Source organism: Streptomyces rapamycinicus NRRL 5491 (assembly GCF_024298965.1).
In the GTDB taxonomy this organism is placed as follows: domain Bacteria; phylum Actinomycetota; class Actinomycetes; order Streptomycetales; family Streptomycetaceae; genus Streptomyces; species Streptomyces rapamycinicus.
Genome location: NZ_CP085193.1, coordinates 920,176 through 938,919, shown reverse-complemented (window position 1 = coordinate 938,919; position 18,744 = coordinate 920,176). Strand labels below are relative to the sequence as shown.

General features: G+C 70.4%; 17 protein-coding genes. 10 read left to right on the top strand and 7 right to left on the bottom strand.

The annotated features are described in order from the left end of the window. The first annotated feature begins 87 nt into the window (after window positions 1-87). The 7 genes from LIV37_RS04220 to LIV37_RS04190 all read left to right on the top strand — a co-directional run bounded on the left by LIV37_RS04220 (window position 88) and on the right by LIV37_RS04190 (window position 5,711). On the top strand, window positions 88-1,392 hold the full coding sequence (locus LIV37_RS04220) for an MFS transporter (protein WP_020865854.1): 1,305 nt from the start codon (window positions 88-90) through the stop codon (window positions 1,390-1,392). A 29-nt stretch (window positions 1,393-1,421) separates the two neighbouring features. After that, complete coding sequence (locus tag LIV37_RS04215; protein WP_020865853.1) at window positions 1,422-2,801, top strand: acyclic terpene utilization AtuA family protein; 1,380 nt, start codon at window positions 1,422-1,424, stop codon at window positions 2,799-2,801. 4 nt (window positions 2,802-2,805) lie between these two features. Beyond that, window positions 2,806-3,120 (top strand): DUF4387 domain-containing protein, encoded by a 315-nt coding sequence (locus tag LIV37_RS04210; RefSeq protein WP_020865852.1) that lies wholly within the window; start codon window positions 2,806-2,808, stop codon window positions 3,118-3,120. 126 nt (window positions 3,121-3,246) lie between these two features. Next, window positions 3,247-3,864 carry a hypothetical protein gene (locus LIV37_RS04205; RefSeq protein WP_148717871.1) on the top strand — a complete coding sequence of 206 codons (618 nt, stop codon included), beginning with the start codon at window positions 3,247-3,249 and terminating at the stop codon, window positions 3,862-3,864. A gap of 134 nt (window positions 3,865-3,998) precedes the next feature. Then, the gene (locus tag LIV37_RS04200) at window positions 3,999-4,355 is read left to right on the top strand and encodes a PadR family transcriptional regulator (RefSeq protein ID WP_121825830.1); all 357 of its coding nucleotides are present in this window, start codon (window positions 3,999-4,001) and stop codon (window positions 4,353-4,355) included. After that, a complete protein-coding gene (locus tag LIV37_RS04195; RefSeq protein ID WP_020865849.1) occupies window positions 4,352-5,362 on the top strand; it encodes a hypothetical protein in 1,011 nt (336 codons plus the stop codon). The genes LIV37_RS04200 and LIV37_RS04195 overlap by 4 nt, the downstream gene beginning before the upstream one ends. Window positions 5,363-5,396: 34 nt before the next feature. After that, the gene (locus tag LIV37_RS04190) at window positions 5,397-5,711 is read left to right on the top strand and encodes a hypothetical protein (RefSeq protein WP_020865848.1); all 315 of its coding nucleotides are present in this window, start codon (window positions 5,397-5,399) and stop codon (window positions 5,709-5,711) included. Between the two features lie 84 nt (window positions 5,712-5,795). On the opposite strand, the gene LIV37_RS04185 is transcribed toward LIV37_RS04190, so the two are convergent. Further along, window positions 5,796-7,088 (bottom strand): 8-amino-7-oxononanoate synthase, encoded by a 1,293-nt coding sequence (locus LIV37_RS04185; protein ID WP_020865847.1) that lies wholly within the window; start codon window positions 7,086-7,088, stop codon window positions 5,796-5,798. Window positions 7,089-7,233: 145 nt separating this feature from the next. Here LIV37_RS04185 and LIV37_RS04180 point away from each other — a divergent pair, with 145 nt between their 5' ends. Further along, window positions 7,234-8,565, top strand: a complete 1,332-nt coding sequence (locus LIV37_RS04180; RefSeq protein ID WP_243146408.1) for a cytochrome P450 — start codon at window positions 7,234-7,236, stop codon at window positions 8,563-8,565. 113 nt (window positions 8,566-8,678) lie between these two features. On the opposite strand, the gene LIV37_RS04175 is transcribed toward LIV37_RS04180, so the two are convergent. Together LIV37_RS04175 and LIV37_RS04170 are read right to left on the bottom strand one after the other, a co-directional pair. Continuing rightward, entirely contained in the window at window positions 8,679-9,998 is a 1,320-nt protein-coding gene (locus LIV37_RS04175) for an MFS transporter (RefSeq protein ID WP_158634941.1), read from the bottom strand. A gap of 72 nt (window positions 9,999-10,070) precedes the next feature. Next, window positions 10,071-11,267, bottom strand: coding sequence for a dipeptidase (locus LIV37_RS04170; protein WP_020865844.1), 1,197 nt, complete (start codon window positions 11,265-11,267; stop codon window positions 10,071-10,073). Window positions 11,268-11,965: 698 nt separating this feature from the next. Between LIV37_RS04170 and LIV37_RS04165 the strand changes: the two genes are divergently transcribed. Beyond that, window positions 11,966-12,712: an IclR family transcriptional regulator gene (locus LIV37_RS04165; RefSeq protein ID WP_243146409.1), complete on the top strand. Its 747-nt coding sequence runs from the start codon at window positions 11,966-11,968 to the stop codon at window positions 12,710-12,712. Between the two features lie 216 nt (window positions 12,713-12,928). Beyond that, window positions 12,929-14,413: an amidase gene (locus LIV37_RS04160; RefSeq protein ID WP_202979656.1), complete on the top strand. Its 1,485-nt coding sequence runs from the start codon at window positions 12,929-12,931 to the stop codon at window positions 14,411-14,413. Between the two features lie 132 nt (window positions 14,414-14,545). Here the strand turns inward: LIV37_RS04160 and LIV37_RS04155 are convergent, their stop codons facing one another. The 4 genes from LIV37_RS04155 to LIV37_RS04140 form a co-directional block, all read right to left on the bottom strand. Further along, window positions 14,546-15,295, bottom strand: coding sequence for a YqjF family protein (locus tag LIV37_RS04155; RefSeq protein ID WP_020865840.1), 750 nt, complete (start codon window positions 15,293-15,295; stop codon window positions 14,546-14,548). A gap of 35 nt (window positions 15,296-15,330) precedes the next feature. Beyond that, window positions 15,331-16,506 carry a CaiB/BaiF CoA transferase family protein gene (locus LIV37_RS04150; protein ID WP_020865839.1) on the bottom strand — a complete coding sequence of 392 codons (1,176 nt, stop codon included), beginning with the start codon at window positions 16,504-16,506 and terminating at the stop codon, window positions 15,331-15,333. A gap of 77 nt (window positions 16,507-16,583) precedes the next feature. Next, window positions 16,584-17,552: an acetylxylan esterase gene (locus LIV37_RS04145; RefSeq protein ID WP_020865838.1), complete on the bottom strand. Its 969-nt coding sequence runs from the start codon at window positions 17,550-17,552 to the stop codon at window positions 16,584-16,586. Window positions 17,553-17,690: 138 nt separating this feature from the next. After that, window positions 17,691-18,734 (bottom strand): LacI family DNA-binding transcriptional regulator, encoded by a 1,044-nt coding sequence (locus LIV37_RS04140; protein WP_020865837.1) that lies wholly within the window; start codon window positions 18,732-18,734, stop codon window positions 17,691-17,693. Between the last annotated feature and the right edge of the window lie 10 nt (window positions 18,735-18,744).

The following is an 18,744-nucleotide window of genomic DNA, read 5'->3' as shown; positions in this document are numbered from 1 at the left end:
CCTCCCCCGACGCGACGTGCGGGATGCGCCGAGGGGCTCTCCCCATAACACGCTTGCTATAGCATATGGCACAGGAGTCACTACCCCATGACCCTCGATTCCCCGCCCGCCTCCAACACGGCCACGACATCGCCCCGCCCGGCAGTGGGCGAGCGCATGAACCGCGGTGCGGTGCTCTGGGTGACCCTCGCGGTGTTCGCGCAGGAAGCGGTCTGGAACTTCTACGACGCCCAGGTGCCCGAGCAGTTGCGGCACTACTTCTCCTCCGCGGGCGTGATCGGGCTGATCATGGGCCTGGACCACTCCTGGGGCATCTTCACCCAGCCGTCCGTCGGGTTCCTCTCCGACAAGCTCGCCCGCCGCAGCACCGGCCGGTGGCCGATCGTCCTGGTCGGCGCCGCGCTCGCCACCGTGCCGTTCGTCCTCATCCCCTGGGCGACGAACCTGCCCGCGCTGATGGTGTGCGTGGTCGGCTTCGCCGCGGTCGCCAACGCCTTCAAGGGCGTCACCGAGACCCTGATCTCGGACTATGTCGCGCCGTCCGCCCGCGGCAAGGCCCAGGGCTTCATCAAGGCCGGTGTCAGCCTGACCATCGTCGTCTCCTCCCTGATCAGCCTCCTGGTCGTCGACCGGTCCCTTCGTCTCGCCTTCGCGATCCCCCCGTTGCTGATGCTGATCGTGCTCGCGCTGTCCTGGGCCTTCCTCGGCCGCCGCCACACCGACGTCCTCCTGCCCGGCGAGGAGACGGCGGACGGGGAGACTGCGGACGGGGCGCGGGAGTTCGGCTCTCCGTGGGCGGTGCTGAAGGACGCGCTCCGCTCCCCGTCCAGCCCGACGCCGCTGCTGATGATCGGCATCTTCTGCTTCGCCGGGATGTGGACCGCGCTGCGCTCGCTGATGACCCCGTACGGTACGCAGGTTCTCGGCCTGACCCGCGGTGAGGCCGGTGGCCTCGTGCTGCCCGGCGCGGTCGCGTTCCTGGTGTCCGTGCTGCCGATCGCCTACGCCTCGAACCGGCTCGGGCAGCTGCGCGCGGTGCGCTACGGCGTCGTTCTGTTCATCGCCGGAGTCCTGGTCGGCTTCACCGTCCCCACCGCCCCGGGCACGGTCGCGGCGATGGTGCTCTCCTCCCTCGGGTACGCGTCGTTCGCGGTCAACGCGCTGGTCGCGCTGTGGAACCTCGCGCCGACGCAGAAGGTGCTGGGCACCTACACCGCCCTCTACACCATCGCCTCCGCGTCCGGCATGGCGCTGGGCCCGGCCATCCTCGGCACCACGGTCGACCTGACCAGCTGGCGCTACATGTTCCTCAACGCCGCCGTCGCCGCCGGTGTCACCTTCCTCGTCTTCACCCGCCTGGCTCGACGCGCCCCTGACCGCGTCACCGCCTGAGGCGAAACGCGTCTCTCCCTCCAGACACGATGAAAGGCACCACCCTGATGGAACTCCGCATCCTGGCCCCCACCGGCGCGCTCGGCGCCGGGTTCGACGCCGACGCGCTCGCGCGCGGCCTCGCCGCCCGCCCTGACGTGATCGCCTGCGACGCCGGTTCGACCGATTCCGGCCCCGCCGCCCTCGGCTCGGGCACCCCGAAGCTGTCCGCGCGGGCGGTCACCCGCGATCTGCGGCTGCTCCTGAGGGGCCGTGACGAGCTCGGCGTGCCGCTGATCATCGGCTCCTGCGGTACCTCCGGCCGTGACGCAGGAGTCGACCAGGTCGCTTCCCTCTGCCGGACCATCGCCGCGGAAGAAGACCTGCACGTCAAGCTCGGCCTGATCTACTCCGACCAGCCCGCCCAGCGGCTGAAGGACCTCTACGACACGGGCCGGATCCAGCCCCTGGCGAACGCGCCGGAGATCGACCGGGAGTTGTTCGAGCGCGGTCACACCGTCGCGATGATGGGCGTAGAACCCCTCCGGGAAGCCCTCCGGAAGGGCTGCGACGTCATCCTCGCCGGTCGTGCCAGCGACACCGCCCTGTTCGCGGCACTGCCCCATATGCGAGGTGCCGACCCGGGCCTGACCTGGCACATGGCCAAGACCATCGAGTGCGGCGCCGCCTGTGCCGTCCCGCCATCCGCCAACGGCCTGCTCGCCACGTTGCGGGACGACCACTTCGACGTCACCACACTGGCCGCCGGCACCCGGCTGACCCCCCGGTCGGTCGCCGCGCACACCCTGTACGAGAACGCCGACCCCTATCACATCGCCGAACCGTCAGGCGTGCTGGACACCACCGAGGCGACCTACGAGCCGGTCGACGAACAGACCGTCCGTGTCCGCGGCGCCCGCTACCTCCCCGCCGACGGCTACACCAACAAGCTCGAAGGCGCCGAACTCGTCGGCTACCAGACCGTCATCATCGGCGGCGTACGCGACCGCGTCGTCATCGACGCCCTCCCCAAGCTCCTGCCGACGGCCGAGCGGTACTTCGACGCCAAGATCCTCGACATCTTCGACGGCGAGGTCGACCCCGCCGACATCGACATCGACTACCGCCTCTACGGCGCCGGAGCCGTCCTCACCGGCAGCGAACCCGATCCGCTCACCCCACGCGAACTCGGCGTCCTGATCACCGTCACCGCACCCGACCAGGAGACCGCCCACGCCATCGCCACGTTCGTCGCCCACGCCAGCAGCCACCTGCCCATCGCCGAGTACGACGGCCTGGTCTCCACCCTCGCCTACCCCTACTCCCCACCCGAGATGGACCGCGGAGCCCTGTACCGCTTCACCCTCAACCACGTCGCCACCGGCGTCACCCCCACCGAACTGTTCCGCACCGTCACCGAGGAGCTGTGACCCCGTGACCACCCTTCTCGACTACTGCTCCCTGATCCGCTCGAAGAACGCCGGCCCCTTCACCCTCACCTTCGACTTCATGTGCCACGACCAGACCGCCTACGACGCCCTCGTCGCCACCGGCTTCCTCAACAAGGAGCTCTTCGCCACCCTCTACGGCACCACCCCCGACCAGATCCTCCTCGTCCACCACCCCCTGGCCCTCGCCGTCAAGGTCTCCCTGCCCCGGCCCGCCGCCCAGGGCGGCCCGCACGACACCGACTGCTACGCCGGCCAGCAGTACGCCCCGCTCATGGACATGGAAATCGCCCAGACATAACGCGGAACGACCACTCCCCTGGCGGGGGTACCGGGAGGCTGGCCTCCCCACCCGGGGAACGTGTGCAATTCATTCCGGGGATGCCGGACCATGAGGAACCACTGAGGAAACGTGAGCAAAATGGGAATGACCAGGTCGAAGAGGAATGCTGTCGTCGGCTGGATCGTCGGCGTATGTGTGATGGCCACGGCGTCGGTCCTCGCGGGGTGTTCGGCGGACTCGACGAAGGCGGAGGACACGAAGGACGCGAAGGACCCGAAGGGCTCGGCCTCGACGGCCGGGGCCACTCCATCCCCGAAGGGGCAGCCCGGTGATCAGTCCACGGTGCAGGCGGTGGTGGCCAAGTGGGTGACCGCGGTCGTCGAGGACCGTCCCAAGGAGGCCTGCTCGGTCATGGCCACACCGGCCACCAACGGGTCTCCCGCGAAGCCCAGCACTGAGGCGATGTGCGGAGGCAAGGGGCCGGAAGCGCAACAGATGGCGGATCAAGTCCACCGTATGCACACCTCGTTCACGCCCGACCAGCCGAAGAATCCCCCGACGGTGAAGGTGGCCGCGGTCCCGGTCAAGGACAAGAAGGCGACGGTCGACGGTGAGCAGATCACCGTGGACGGTCAGACATTGAAGGCCATCGTCCTGTCGCACTCCACCGGAGCGGAGGAGGACCAGGTCGGTATCAGGATCGAGGCCGGCGTCGTGGAAGGCCGCTGGTATGTGACCGACCTGGGTCTCTCCATCGGCTGACTTCGCGGTTCCGCGGCCAACTGCCCGCCGCGCGCTGAACCGGGCCGGGGTGGTGTCGGATCTTGAAGCGTGTTTAACTACTCTGAAACAGAACTAGATACGAACCGCGACTAGTTGGATGAGGGGAGTAGCTCATGCCGACAGGAGAGCCCTCGTCCGGCTGGCTGCGAGGAATGCTGCCTCTGCTGCTGGTCGCTCTGCTCGCGCAGGGCGACCAGCACGGGTACGCACTGGTCCAGCAGTTGGCCGCGCAGGGGTTCGGCACGGTCCGTGGCGGTGCGCTCTACCCGGTGCTGGCCCGACTGGAGAACGACGGACTGGTCGAGGCCCGCTGGCAGGCGGGGGAGGGCGGCCCGGGACGCAAGGTCTACCGGCTGACCGACGCCGGGCGGGCGCGGCTGCGCGAGGAGCGGGTGGGCTGGGAGCACTTCTCCGGCTCCGTGGATCGTCTGCTGGCCAGAGTTGACGACGTCGACAGGGAGCGTACGTGAGTGACGAGACCGTCGAAGTCTGGTACGCCAGGGTTCGGCTGAGGCTTGCCGCCCTGTCGGTGCCGGGCGACACCGCCGACACGGTGCTGACCGAAGTGGGGCAGCACCGCGCGGAGAGCGGTGAGCATCCGCGGGAGGCCTTCGGCTCACCGGCGGAGTTCGCGGCGACGGTCGCCGCCGAACGGGTCCCGGATCAGGTCCGTGCCGCCCGCGACCGGGACGGCCTGACCCCGGCCGACCGCCGCTCCGGCGTGTTCGGTCTGCTGGGAATGAGTACGGTGGTGGCCGGCGTCCTGCTGTGGATCTCGACTGGTGGCAGTCTCCCGCTGACCCTGGCCGGCCTGGCGGGGACAGCCCTTACCGCGCTCGCTCTGGCGACCGCGTTGGTCGCGGCGCACGGGCCGCGGTCAGCATCCCGGCGCCGGGCTGTCGGGTGGTGGTCTGCCTCGGCCGCTACGACGATCCTGGCGGCCATCGCCTTCACCGCCCTGCCCAGGACGGGACTTGGCAGGCTTCCGACGCCGATCGTCTGCTTGGTGGGGATCGCCCTGATGGCGATCTGGTTCGCCGTACCCGGCAAGCCGACCAGCAAGGGTGGACTTGACGTAATCCCGGAGACCGTTCACTCGCCCGAGGAGTGGCTGAGGATCCTGCCGCGGCTGCTGGAAGAACGGCACGGCCTGTCTCGTGCCCGCGCGGCGGAGCTCACTGAAGAGGCGGCCCGGCACGTCATCGATGCTGAGCGGGCGCCCCGGGACGAATTCGGCCCGGTGGGGCTGTACGCACTCCGGTTGGCGGAACAGGAGCCCAGCCGGGTGCGCCGGCTGACGCGGGGCGATACCCGGGCGGCCATTTTCACCGTGTGCTCGGCCATGGGGCTCACGCTCAGCCTGGTCAATGACGAACCGCTCGGGTTGACCTTCGGATCGGGAGCCTTGTCGCTGGTCGGCGCCGGAATGTTCGTATCGCGGTTCCAGCGCTCGCGTATGCCTGGACCTCGGACATGACAAGACCAGTGATCCATATGGGAGGAACCGAGAAATGAGCAAGAGCCACAACGTCGTGCTGATCCGGGACGCGCATGTGGTCGCGGCGGCCCTGCGCCAGGCACTGGACGAGGCCACGGCCGAGACGCGCCCGGGCCTGGAACACGCGGTCGCGCTCGTCGAATCCACCACGGCCGCCACCGAGACCCAGGTGCGCGGTCATTGGGTCCGCTCCCGGCTGGCCGACGTCGGCTTCTCCGGGGACCTCACGTCGGTCGCGGCGATAAAGGCGCTGCGCGGGGCAGAGCCGGGGCTGAGTCTGCTGGCGGCGGTGCGGCTACGGGATGACGCGGTGGCCCATCCGGAGTGATCCCCTCGTATCCGGGTGCTGCGGCGGACGGCCCGGGCCGTCCGTCCAGCCGGGTTGAAGCCCGGGACCGGTGGCGTTGGTGAGTCAGGCGTCCGTGCCACCGCGCGGGGCCCAGCGGGTGATCACCGCCACGGCTTGCTCGATCTGCTCGTCGGTGAGGTCGCCGCGTGCGGTGAGTCTTAGCCGGGAGTGGTGGTCCGGTGTGGACGGCGGGCGGAAGCAGCCCACCGCCACGCCTGCCTCCCGGCACGCTTGCGCCCATGTCACGGCGGCTTCCGGCGAGGGTGCGCGGACGGATACCACGGCGGCGTCCGGCACGCTCGCCTCCAGCCCGGTGGACGCCAGGCCCGCCGACAGCCGCCGGGCCACCTCTCGGGCTCGTGCGGCGCGCTCCGGCTCCTCGCGCAACAGCCGCAGCGCGCCCAGGGCCGCGCCCACGCCGGCCGGGGCGAGCCCGGTGTCGAAGATGAAGGTGCGGGCCGTCTCCGTGAGGTGCCGGATGACCCTGCGGGGGCCCAGCACCGCCCCGCCCTGGGATCCCAGCGACTTCGACAGTGTCACGCTGGCCACCACGTCCGGGGATCCGGCCAGACCGGCGGCGGACAGCGCGCCGCTGCCTCCGTCGCCGACGACTCCGAGGCCGTGCGCGTCATCCACCAGCAGCGCGGCGCCATGCGCACGGCACGCCTCGGCCAACTCCGTCAGCGGCGCGGCGTCCCCGTCCACCGAGAAGACCGAGTCGGTCACCACCAGGGCGCGACCCCCGCGGTGCCGGGTGAGCGCGGTGCGCACCGCGTCCGGCTCGCGGTGCGGCACCTGTGCGACCTTCGCCCGGGAGAGTCGGCAGCCGTCGACCAGGGAGGCGTGGTTGCAGGCGTCGAAGACGATGAGTGTGCCCGGCCCCGTCAGAGCTGTGAGGGCGGCAAGGTTGGCCGTGTATCCGGAGGAGAAGACCAGCGCGGCTTCGAAGCCGCAGAAGTCCGCGAGTTCGTCCTCGAGTTCCTGGTGCAGTTGTGTGGTGCCCGTGACCAGGCGTGAACCGGTGGCACCGCCGCCCCAGCGGGCCACCGCTTCCGTGGCCGCCCGTACCACTCGCGGATGGCGGACCAGGCCCAGGTAGTCGTTGCCCGCCAGATCCAGTACGGGCTCGTCGGCCGGTCGTGGGCGCAGGTGACGGGTCAGCCCGGCGCGGCGGCGCAACTCGGTGCGCCGGTCGATCCAGTCGAAGACCGCCGCCGGGGCGGGGGCGGCATGTCCTGGGTGGGCGCGTTGTGGATCGGTCCGGCTCGCGGAAGGCGCGGTGGCATCCGGTGCGGGAAGCGACCGATCGCCCGAGGCCGGGGTGGGCGTGGTCGGCTGGACTGGGTGCTGGGCCATGAATCGGTACTCTGGCACGCGCCCGGTGACCGGTCGGCGGGTGGGGGAGGCTTGCGGTGCGGGCGACCGGTGCGGCCGCCGGGTGTCCGAGTGATACCGCGCACAGGGCGGCGGTGCCGGGGCGGCCACGTGTTAGCGTCCGTCCGTGCACCTCCCGGCCCTGGACACCTCCGCACCTGGTACGGAGGTCCGCGACGGCGGACCCGGCAGCGGGATGGCGGGACCGCTGCCGCCCGGCGCGGGCGGTCCGCTGGAGGGTCTGGACCTGTTCGGGGACGGCTTCGTTCGCGACCCCCACCCCTGGCTGGACCTGCTGCGCTCGCAGGCGCCTGTGCACCACGACGCGGGCACCGGTCTGTGGCTGGTCAGCCGCCACCGGGACATCCGCCGGGTGCTGCTCGACCCCGCCACCTTCCGACCGGACAACGCCCAGCACGCGGTCACCCCGCTGCCGGTGGCCGTGCTGCGGGTGCTCGCCCGGGCCGGCTTCCAGCTCCCGCCCGCGCTCGCCAACAACGGCACCGACAGCCACCCCGGCCTGCGCCGGGTGGTCACCCGGTTCTTCAACGCACGGCGCGTCGCGGCCGCCGTACCGGTGATCGAGCGCCTGGCCGCGGAACTGCTCGAGGCGGCGCGGGCGCGGACCGACGCCGACGGCGAATACGACCTGTTCACCGCTTTCGCCCAGGTCCTTCCCTGTCGGGTACTGATGGAGCTGCTGGGCATCCACGACATCGACCCGGCCACGCTGATCCGCTGGAGCGACGCCTCACTGGAGCTGTTCTGGGGCAGGCCCGCACCGGACCGACAGCTGGAACTGGCGGAACAGGCCGGTGAGTTCCACCAATGGCTGACCACGACCGTGCGCACCGGCAAGGCCACCGCCGACTCCTTCCTCGGAGCACTCGCCCGGCACCGGCTGCCCGACGGAACACCGCTGGACCCCCAGACGGCGGTCGCGGCCTGCTTCTTCGTCTTCATCGCCGGCCAGTCGACCACCGGACAGCTCATCGCCACCGTGCTGCGCCGAGCGCTTGCCGAGCCCGGGCTGTGGCCGCGCGCGGCACAGGAGACGGATACGGCCTGGGCCTGGGTGGAGGAGGTGCTGCGGCGCGAGCCACCGGTGACCACCTGGCGCAGGGTCGTGGCGCGGCCGGTGGAACTGGGCGGAGTGGAACTGCCGGCAGGAGCACCGATGCTGTTGATGCTCATGGGCAGCGGTTCGGACCCGGAGGTCTTCGCAGATCCGGAACGGATGTGCCCACACCGGCCGAACATCCGCCACCACCTGGCCTTCGGCACCGGGCGCCACCGCTGCCCGGGCGCATCGTTGGCCCGAACGGAGGCGGCGGTGGCCCTGCGGGCAGCGGCCCGCAGCCTGCCGAAGGCACGCCTCGTGGAAGGCGCGGAGGGCGCACCGATGCTCGGGCTGCTGTCGTTCCGGGCGCCTCTGCGCGTGGCCGTGGCCGACGGATGAGGACCGGGACCCGCAGCGATGCCGTCAATGCAGGTGCGGACCTGATCGCCGGGAGCGACCCGCTGGTGTCCTCGCTGCTCGCGCACACCCGGTGACCGGCCGAAGTATGCCGACTACCTGGTCGTCCCGAAGGGAGCGGGGCACGGGCCGGTGGGCTTGCGGTCGTGTCTGTGTGGCGGGCGTGTGGTCGTCGTGTGGTTGCGGCTTTCGGGTAGTGCGGTGGTGGTGATGACGAGTGCGATGGCCGCGAGGACTGTGATGTAGGTGCCGGGCGCCAGGTGTCCGAAGTGCTGGGTGAGGAGGGCTCCGAGGAGTGGGGCCGTGCCGCCGAATACGGCGTAGGCGGTGTTGTAGGCGAGTGCCGTGCTGGTGGTGCGGATGTGGGGTGGGACGAGTTCTACGGCCATGATTGTCGCCGGCATGCCGATGAGGGCGGCGGGAATGACGAGCAGGGTCTCCGCGGCCAGTGTGGTGAGGAGTGTTCCGCCGCCGGCAAGGATGTAAGCGGGTACGGAGCCCGTGACCGCGATGACCACTCCGGTGATCAGTAGTGGTTTGCGTCCGATGCGGTCGGTGAGGGCGCCGGTAAGGACGCACAGGCCTGTGCACAGCAGGAGGGCGATGCCGCCTGCGACGAGTGCGGTGGTCTGGGTGAGACCGCCGGTGGTCGTGAGGTAGGTGGGCAGGTAGCCCAGGAGGTTGTGGACGACGACGGCGAGGAGGGCGAAGATGGTGAACAGGAGGAGGAAGAGGCGCCAGTCGCGGAATGAGTCCCTGACGGGGCGGGCCGAGGTTTCGCCGTGGGCCTCCAGGTTCCGGAAAGTGCTGGTCTCCTCGAGGCTGAGGCGCATGTAGAGGCCGACCAGGGCCATGAGGCCTCCGATGAGGAAGGCGATCCGCCAGGTCCATTCCGTATAGGCGTGTGGCGACGCCGAGTGGAGGGCTAGGAGCGCGAAGGCGGCGAATGCGGAGCCGATGAAGGTGGCGCTGCCTACGGCGCTGATCCACAGTCCGCGCCTGTTCGGAGGGGCCTGTTCCATGACGTAGGACGCCGCGCTGGTGTATTCGGCTCCCATTGATATCCCTTGGGCGAGCCGACAGCACAGCAGCAGCAGCGGGGCGGCGATCCCGGCTGTGGTGTAACCGGGCAGCAGCGCGATCGCGGCGGTCGAGATCGCCATGATCAGGACCACGGTGGACAGCGCGATGCGCCGGCCGAGACGGTCGCCGATGCTGCCGAAGACGGCGGCACCGACGGGGCGGACCACGAAGGCGATGCCGTAGACGGCGAGGGTCGACAGGATCGCCAGGGTCGGGTTGTCCTCGGGGAAGAAGTGTCTGGCGATGATTGTCGCCGAGGAGCCGTAGATGACGAAGTCGTAGGACTCGACGGCGTGCCCGATCATAGCGGCGCCGAGAATTTTCTTTTGCACCACTGCTCCATGGGAGAAGGATTGGATGTTGTGAGGACGTTTCTCGCTTGCGCTGCCGCGCATGTCAGCGGTTCACCAGATCTTCTCGAGCACCCGTAGTGCGTTGCCGCCGATGACCGCGGAGATATCCTTGTCCGAGTACCCGTGCTTGACGAGCCAGCGGGTGATGTTGCGGAAACATTCGCCGGGGTTTTCCAACCCGGCTACGGATTCGATGGTTTCGAATTCGGGGCCGGACCGGATGGTGTCGGCGACCCCCCATTTCTTACTCATCACGTGGTGCAGGTCCAGGTGGTCCCCGAAGAAGGTGTCCGGACCGAATCCGACGTTTTCGATGCCGACCAGGTCGACGCAGTAGCGGAAGTGGTCCATTACGGACTCGATGGTGTGGCGGCGGTGCTGCGGGCTGACGGTGGTGTAGGGGGCCGCTTCGATGCCGATCATGCCGCCTGTTTCGGCGCAGGCGCGGATGACCTCGTCGGGCTTCATCCGCGCGGTCTTCCACAGTCCCCGGGCACCGGCGTGTGTGATCAGTACGGGCTTGTCGCTGGCCTCGATCACCTCGAGCGCGGTCCGGTCCCCGGCGTGCGAGAGGTCAATGGCGATGCCGAGCTGGTTCATCCGGCGGACCGCGCGCCGTCCGAGTGCGGTCAGGCCGCCGTCGGTCTGCTCTCGCAGTCCGCCGCCGAGGGAGTTCGCGTCGCTGTAGGCGATGCCGATCTGACGGACGCCCAGTCCGTGGAGCACGTCGAGCCGGTCGATCTCGTTCTCGATCAGTGCCGCTCCCTCGAGGCCGGCGACCACGGCGAGTCGGCCATCGGCGTGGGCGCGCCGGATGTCGGCGACCGACTCGGCACGGATGACGTAGTCCTGGTGGGCGAAGTCGCACAAGCGCATTCCCAGGTCGGTGATGACGTCGTCCCACTTCCACCCGTTCCGGGACTCGCAGGCGCCCCAGCCGAGGTTGTCGAACACGGCGTCCAGTCCGGACCGGCTCAGTCCTTCGTAGCCGTAGGCGAGGCGGGCCTCGCGGTTCCACTGGAGCAGTTCCGTCCTGGCCCGCTGGGGGAGGCGCACCGGGTGGTCGTGGAGCGATACCGCGATGTTGTCGGTCAGCAGGTGCTCGGCCCGGGCCTGTTCGTCGGCGGTCAATCCGAGGTCGTGCTCGGGCAGCCGGTCCACATCGGCGGAGGGCGTGAACTCGGTGTAGTCCGTTCCGGCTTCCAGATATGAGAAGGACCGGTAACCGGTATAGCGCTTGGTTGCCATCGCGACTTCGCCTCCATGTGAGTGTGGACGTACTGCTTGCGAAACGGCGTGCTGCCGGCGGGACCCGTATGAGGGGCCCGGGCCGAAGTGAGGGCGGGGAGGCCTGTGGTGTGCCCGGGCCGTGCGGCACCAAAGGCCCGGAGCGACGACATGACTCGGCCTTGCTGAGACCGCGGCGGTGGTGACGGTGACCCGCCGGGCGATGCCCGGCAAGGCCACGTGGCGCGGCTGGATTCGGTGGCGCCGGGACAGGTTCCGCGTGTGCGATGTGTCGCACAGGGGGCGCGTGGTCCAGGCAGCGCGCTCATGGCTCAACTGCTGTTGTGCTGAAATACGGAACGATGTGCTGCGTCCCGGAACGAATCTGAAGGGAGCGCGGCGGTTCTGTCAACCACCGCGCGGGACTCTCTGCCGGTCGGAGCGAAGGCGGTGAAGATCGTTGCCATGGGTGGCGCTGTCCTCGCTCGCGGGCGCGTGGACGGCCGGTTGCGGCTCGGGCCGTTGGGAGTTGACATGATCGATCTCGTGACCGGTGCGCTCGTTCCGGAGGCGTTCCGGGTTCGCCATCTCGATCAGGCGGTCCCGGAGTTGGTGGGCGCGGTGCTGGGGGGTGTTACGCTGACCAGGCCATGCGCACAGATCACTCCGCCGACGGCCCGGCCGCCCGGGGAGGCGCCGGCAGCAGCCCCCGCTCCTCGATGAACAGTGTGCTGAGCACCCTTCGCGTCTTTGAGGAAGTCGCCGTGCGCCAGCCGATCGGCGTGTCGGAACTGTCGCGAGCGATGCGCATTCCGAAGAGCTCTGCGCAGCGGTGCCTGGTGACGCTTCAGCAAGCCGGCTGGTTGAGGATCGTCGACCCGGAGCGCGTGCGGTGGGGGGTGACCACCAGGGCTCTCACGCTCGGGTTGCGCGGCGCCGGCGAGCATGATCTGCGGGAACTGGCCGGGCCGGTCATCAAGCGCCTCGCCGCCGAGACCGACGAGACCGTCCTCCTCGGCCTGCGTGACGGCGATGAGTACCTCATCGTCGCGCGGGAGGACAGCACGCAACTCATCCGCGTGTTCCTGGAAGTCGGTACGCGGGTGCCGCTTCGCGCCAGCTCGGCCGGTTGCGCGATCATGGCGCGCATGGAACCGGGCGAGGTGGACGAACTCCTGAAGTCCGAGCTGGAGGAGTTCGCGGACACGCCGGTGCTGACTTCCGGGGAACTCCGGAAGGAGATCGCCCGGACGGTCAAGCGGGGATACGCGTTGGACATGTCGTCGTGGTACCGCCCACACGTCTCCTCCATCGGAGCGGCGGTCATGAATGCCGCTGGACGGCCCATCGCGGCGGTCACGCTGGCGATTCCGCAGATGCGTTACGTCCGCTCGCGGGAGAAGGCGCTCGCGCGAATGGTGGTCGCGGCTGCGGACGAGATCAGCAAGTTGGTCTCGTCCGCCTGACCGGCAAGTCAGCCGTGCTCGTCCCCTATGTGCCCATATGTGCCCACGACGTCGACGGCCATCGCCCCGTCCACGGGGTGCCCCATGACCGCGCACGCGGCCCGGTGGCCGTACCTTCCGGGCGGGCCGACCCGGCGCTGCCGTCGGCCGAGATGGTCTTGACATGCGGATCGGCCCATCCCTAGCGTGTGCTGCATAAAGAGATGCCGTGCCATCATGCGGCACACCAACCGGTCCGAAGTGAAAGCTTCGCCTTCCGGAACGGCGATGATGGGGGTGTTCGTGACTACTTCAGCTGGCGCGACCGTCGGCACGTACGACCCGGTCGCGTTCGGAGGACTGCGGTTCCACACGGCGGTGGAGCAGTTCCGCAGCGGCGCTGACACGCCGCGGGATTACCTGGAGCGTTGCCTTTCGAGGATCGCCGAACTCGAGTCGACCGTGCGAGCCTGGGTCGTGATCGAGGAGTCGGGTGCGCGCGAGCAGGCTGACGCCAGTACCCGTCGCTACCGCCGGGGGGAGCCGCTCTCCCCCATCGACGGAATGCCCATCGGGATCAAGGACGTGCTCGAAACGAAGGACATGCCCACCGAGTACGGCTGCGCCGCGTACGCGGGCAACTTCCCGAAGCGGGACAACGCCGCGGTGTGGGCACTGCGGCAGGCGGGCGCCGTCCTGGTCGGGAAGACCGTCACCACGGAACTGGCGGGCCCGGAACCCGGGCCGACAACCAACCCGTTCAACCCGAAGCACACGCCGGGTGGATCGTCGTCCGGCTCGTCGGCGGCCGTCGGGGCGTCGATGGTGCCCGCGACGATCTCCACACAGTCCGGCGGATCGCTCATGCGGCCTGCGAGCTTTTGTGGGAACTGGGGTCTGAAGCCGTCACGCGGAGCCATCAACCGCGGTGAACGGCAGACCGCGAGCACGACGGCCCACGGCGTGGTGGCGGCGTGCCCCGAGGACATGTGGCAGGTGGCCATCGAGATCGCCAGTCGCGTGGGCGGCGATCCTGGCTGGCCGGCGTTGCGCGGGCCCTCCACGCCGCCACCGGCTCGAAAGCCCCTCACCCTCGCCGTCATGGAGACCGAAGGCTGGGACCGTCTGGACGATCGGAGCCGCGAAGCGTTCGACCGCGTGACTCGACAGATCGAGGCCCGCGGCGTGACCGTGCTCCGCCGAGGCGACGAACCACTGATCGAGCGGTTCGAGCGGGCACTGGTCGGTGCTACCGAGTTGACCAGCCTGATCCTCGCGCGCGAGCATCTGTGGGCCTTCCGCGACCTGGCGGAGGCGCACCCGGACCGCATCAGCGCGCGAAGCAAGCGCTTCTTCATCGACGCCGCGGAGAGGCTGGGTGCGGCAGGCTACGAACGGGCATTGCAGGACCGCGAAGTCGTGCAGGCGGCTTTCGCGGGTCTGGGCGGCGTCGTGGACGCCGTCGTCGCGCCGACATCCACCGGCTCGGCGCCGCAGTGGCTTGGCGATGTCGCCGGAGAGCCGCCGGCGCGGTGGCCGACCGGAGACCCGGTATTCAATACCCCGAGCTCGCTCCTGGGCGCTCCGGCCGTGAACGTTCCGCTCATGGCCGTCGGTGGGTTGCCCTTCGGCCTTCAGGTGATGGGACAACCGGGCACTGATGCCCGCGTGGTCGCCATCGCACGCTGGCTGGGTGAGGCCATCGCGCCGGTCATCGCCTGACGCGGGCGAACTCGCAGTCCCGGAACGTGGAGGGCCCGCAGTGGTGCCACGCTGATGCGCGTCGTCGACGCGGCGCCGCGCACCGCGTACCCGACGGCGACCGCACCGGCTCCACCAGCACTGTGCCGCTCCTCACTTCCCGGACTCATAGGCGCGCTGCGGGGTCCCGAAGCGCACGGCGACCCCGGGGGAGTAGAGCACGCTCACCGGCGGGCCCGCCATGGGCGGCAGGCCCGCGGTGGCGATCAGGCCGTCGTCGAGATCGAGCAGCTCGGCCCGGTGCAGCGGCCATGGTGCGTGGTCGTTCGGCAGGTGCACTGTGCGGCCGTGCCAGGAGACGTGCAGACCCCACCGGGCGGTGAGGAACCGTTCCAGCCGTGTGGGCTCCGCGATGGCCCCGCCTATCCTCACCACGGCCCGGCTCGTGCCACCCCGGGCCGCCGGGCGCCGTCGCGGGCCGCAGCTGTAGGTGATCACGTCGTTCTCACGGCGCAGCCGCATCGTGGACCACCGATAGGGCAGCCGGACGGTGAGCCGGCCCACCAGCACGGGGAGCAGCCGGGCCGCGTCCAGGGACCGGAACACCACACCGCGCCGGCCCTGCCCGTCCACCGAGTACAGCCGCACGTTCGTCTCGCAGAACGTGCCCAGATACGGCAGGCCGGGCCCCGGCCCGAAGCCCACACCGCGCATCAGGAACGGGACCAGCCCGACATAGGTGACGCCGTCGAGGGTGTCGGGACGCGTACCGGCGGGCAGCAGCGGGGCCACGCGCTCCGGCTCCACCGGCCAGTGCAGGAAGGTGAGTTCATCCCAGCGCTGGACCAGCGTCGGCCGTCGCACGGGCCGTGGCGTGGACAGGGTGATCGGCTCGATCTCCATGACCAGCGTCCTAGCACAGGAGGTCGAGCCGCCCGTCAGGCGGGTCCCGGATTCCCGGGGCGGGGGACCGGCTCGGAGAACTCGGCGCGCACCCCCTCCGTGTGCTCGCCGAGCCCCGGCACCGGCCGCATCGGGGCCCTGCGTCCCGCCACCTCCACCGGTGGCAGCAGACCGCGCAGCGGTCCCACCGGGGAGCCGAACTCGCCCCAGCGGTCGCGGGCGTCGAACTGGGGGTGGGCGGCGAACTCCGCGAGGTCGCGCAGCCGGGCATTGGCGATACCGGCCCCGTCCAGCAGCGCGATCAGCCCGTCGGCGGTGTGGCCCGCGAAACACGCCTCCAGCTCGGCCGTCAGCTCCTCGTCATGGGTGCGGCGCAGCGGATTGTCCGCGAAGCGGGGATCGCGGATCAGCTCCGGGCGGCGGAGCACCCGCTCGCACAGGGCCACCCATTCACGGTCGCTCTGCACACTCAGGAACACCTGACCGCTGTCCCCGCAGCGGTAGGCGCCGTACGGCGAGATGGACGGATGGCGGGCGCCGCTGCGGACGACTCCGGTGCCGCCGTACGCCTGGGCGAAGAAGGGGTGGCCCATCCACTCGCCCAGCGCGTCGAGCAGGCTCACGCTCAGATCGGTCCCCGTGCCGGTGCGCTCCCGCTCGTACAGCGCGGTGAGGATGCCGGTGTAGGCGTACATCCCGCCCGCGATATCGGCGATCGAGATTCCGGGGCGGGCCGGTGCCTCCGGGCTGCCGGTGATCGACAGCAGCCCCGCCTCGCACTGGATCAGCAGGTCGTAGGCCTTCTTCTCGCGGTACGGGCCGCTGTCCCCGTATCCGGAGATCGCGCAGGTGATCAGGCGGGGATGGGCGGCCCGCAGCGTCTGCGCCCCCAGGCCCAGCCGGTCCACGGCGCCGGGCGCCAGATTGTGCACGAAGACGTCGGCACGGGCGAGCATCGCGTCGAGCAGTGCCCGGTCGGTGGCGTCCTTGACGTCGAGGACGACGCTCTCCTTGCCGCGGTTGACCCAGACGAAGTAGGCCGACGCGCCCTTGACCTCGCGGTCGTACTCGCGGGCGAAGTCCCCGCGCCCCGGCCGCTCCACCTTGATGACCCTGGCCCCCAGATCGGCGAGCTGACGGGTGGCGAACGGGGCGGCGACGGCCTGCTCCAGGGCGACGACGGTGATGCCTTCCAGGGGCTGTGCGGGCACGGGCGGCTCCTTCGATGCGGGTAGCCCCTGTCTACCCCGTGCCGGGCGGCGATCGAACGCCGCCCGGCACGTCCGGCTCAGCCCAGCAGCCTCCGCAGATAGGCGATCTGCTCGGCCTGCTGATGGGTACCGCCGCCCTCGTGGCCGTTGAAGGACCACACCTTGAGGTCCTTCTCACCGGCGTAGTGGTGATAGGCGGCGAAGCCGCAGGAGGTCGGGGTGGTCTCATCGCGCAGGGCGGTCGAGAACAGCGCCGGCGCGTTGGCGCGGACCGCGAAGTTGAGCCCGTCGAAGTGGTCGAGCGTGGCGAAGACCCGCTCGGCCAGCTCGCGCTGTGTGGCACAGAACCGCGCCAGTTCACCATAGGGTTCCGCGTCCGTGATCTCGACCGCGCGCCGGATGTGGGTCATGAACGGCACATCCACCAGCGCCGCCGTCAGGTCCGGCACCAGCCCGGCCGCCGCCAGGGCCAGCGCACCGCCCTGACTGCCCCCGCTGACCACGATCCGCGCGGGGTCCACCAGCGGATGCTCACGGGCGGCCTCCACCGCCCGCACCGCGTCCGTGTACAGGCGGCGGTAATAGTAGTCGTCCGGGGAGAGGACGCCGTGGGTCATCTTGCCCGGTGTCTCGGGTCCGGTGCCGCCGACCGGATCGGGGGTGACGCCGGGGGAGTGCTGGACCCACCCCTGGCCCCGGCTGTCCATCACGAAGACCGCGTAGCCCACCGACGGCCACAGCAGCCAGTTGTGCGGCAGTCCCCGGCCGCCGCTGTAGCCGAGGTACTGCACCACGCACGGCAGCGGGCCCGCCACGTCCCGCGGGGCGAGCAGCCAGCCGCGTATCCGGTGCCCGCCGAAGCCGGAGAACTCCACGTCGTAGGTGTGCACTCGGGTCAGTCCGGTGTCCTCCTCGGTGAACACCGCGTTCAGCTCGCTGGTGCGGGCCTCGGCGAGCGTCCGCTTCCAGAAGGCGTCGAAGCCGTCCGGCTCGGGCAGCGGGGGCTGGTAGGTGCGCAGCTGCTCCAGGGGCAGGTCGATGAACACGGTGGGCGGACCTCCGTAGCGATCGGTGCGGTGAAGGGGTTACGGGTGAGGAGTGGGCTCGGGAGTCGGGTCGGGGGTGATGGAGGGGACGGGGGATATGGGATCGTCCGGTCATCCGTGCAGTGTTCGACTCCTCGGTCATAAGCGAGCGCGGAGTGGCGGAGCGGTACTTGACCGGATCATGAGCCGGGTGGACAGCTCGGTCCGGATGGCCTCCGGCACCTCGCCGGTCATCAGCCGCAGCAGTGTGCGCAGCGCCGCGCCCGCCATCTCCGACAGCGGCTGACGGACCGTCGTCAGCGCGGGCGTGATCCAGCGGGCCTGCGGAAGATCGTCGAAGCCCACGACGCTGATGTCCCGCGGCACCCTCAGGCCCCGCCCCCTGACCGCCTGGTACACACCCGGCACCATCTGATCGGAGCATACGAAGACGGCCGTGGGCGGCTCGGGCAGATCCAGCAGCTCACCCATCCGGTGGCGCGCTCCGGCCTCGCTGATCTCGCCGTAGCGCACATACGCGGACGGCACCGGCAACCCGGCCGCCGCCATCGCCGAACGGTATCCGGCGACCCGGCCGCCGTCGCGCACCGCCCGCCCCAGACCGCCGATCACCGCGATCCGGCGGTGCCCCAGCCCGATGAGGTGCTCGGTCGCGGCCATCCCGCCCTGCCAGTTGGCGGCCGCCACGGACGGCACCCCGGGCGGCGGGTCGTTCGCGGGGTCGATCAGCACAAACGGGATCCGCCGCTCGTCGAGCCAGGAATGCTGGGCGGGGGCGAGCTCGATGAGATGGAAGAGCACACCCGAGCTGCCCCGGGCGTACAGCTTCTCCGGCCAGCCGTACTCGAGCCGGCCGCCGCGACTTCGGGTGGCCGCGGCCGAGACCACCACCTCGAGGCCCGCCTCGTGCGCGGCCTCGGCAGCGCCGTGCAGTACCGCCCCCGACCAGGCGCTGTCGAGCGAGTGCACCACCAGATCGACGATCGCGGTCGGCTTGGGCGCCTCGCAGCGCTGCCTGCGGATGTACCCCAGGCGGTCCAGGACCTCGGTGACCCGGCGGCGGGTCTCGGGGGCGACGTCCTCCCGGCCGTTGACCACCTTCGACGCGGTCGGCACCGACACACCCGCCTCACGGGCGACGACCGCCAGCGTGGGGCCCGTCGATCCCGAGGAACGAGCCATTGAGACTCCC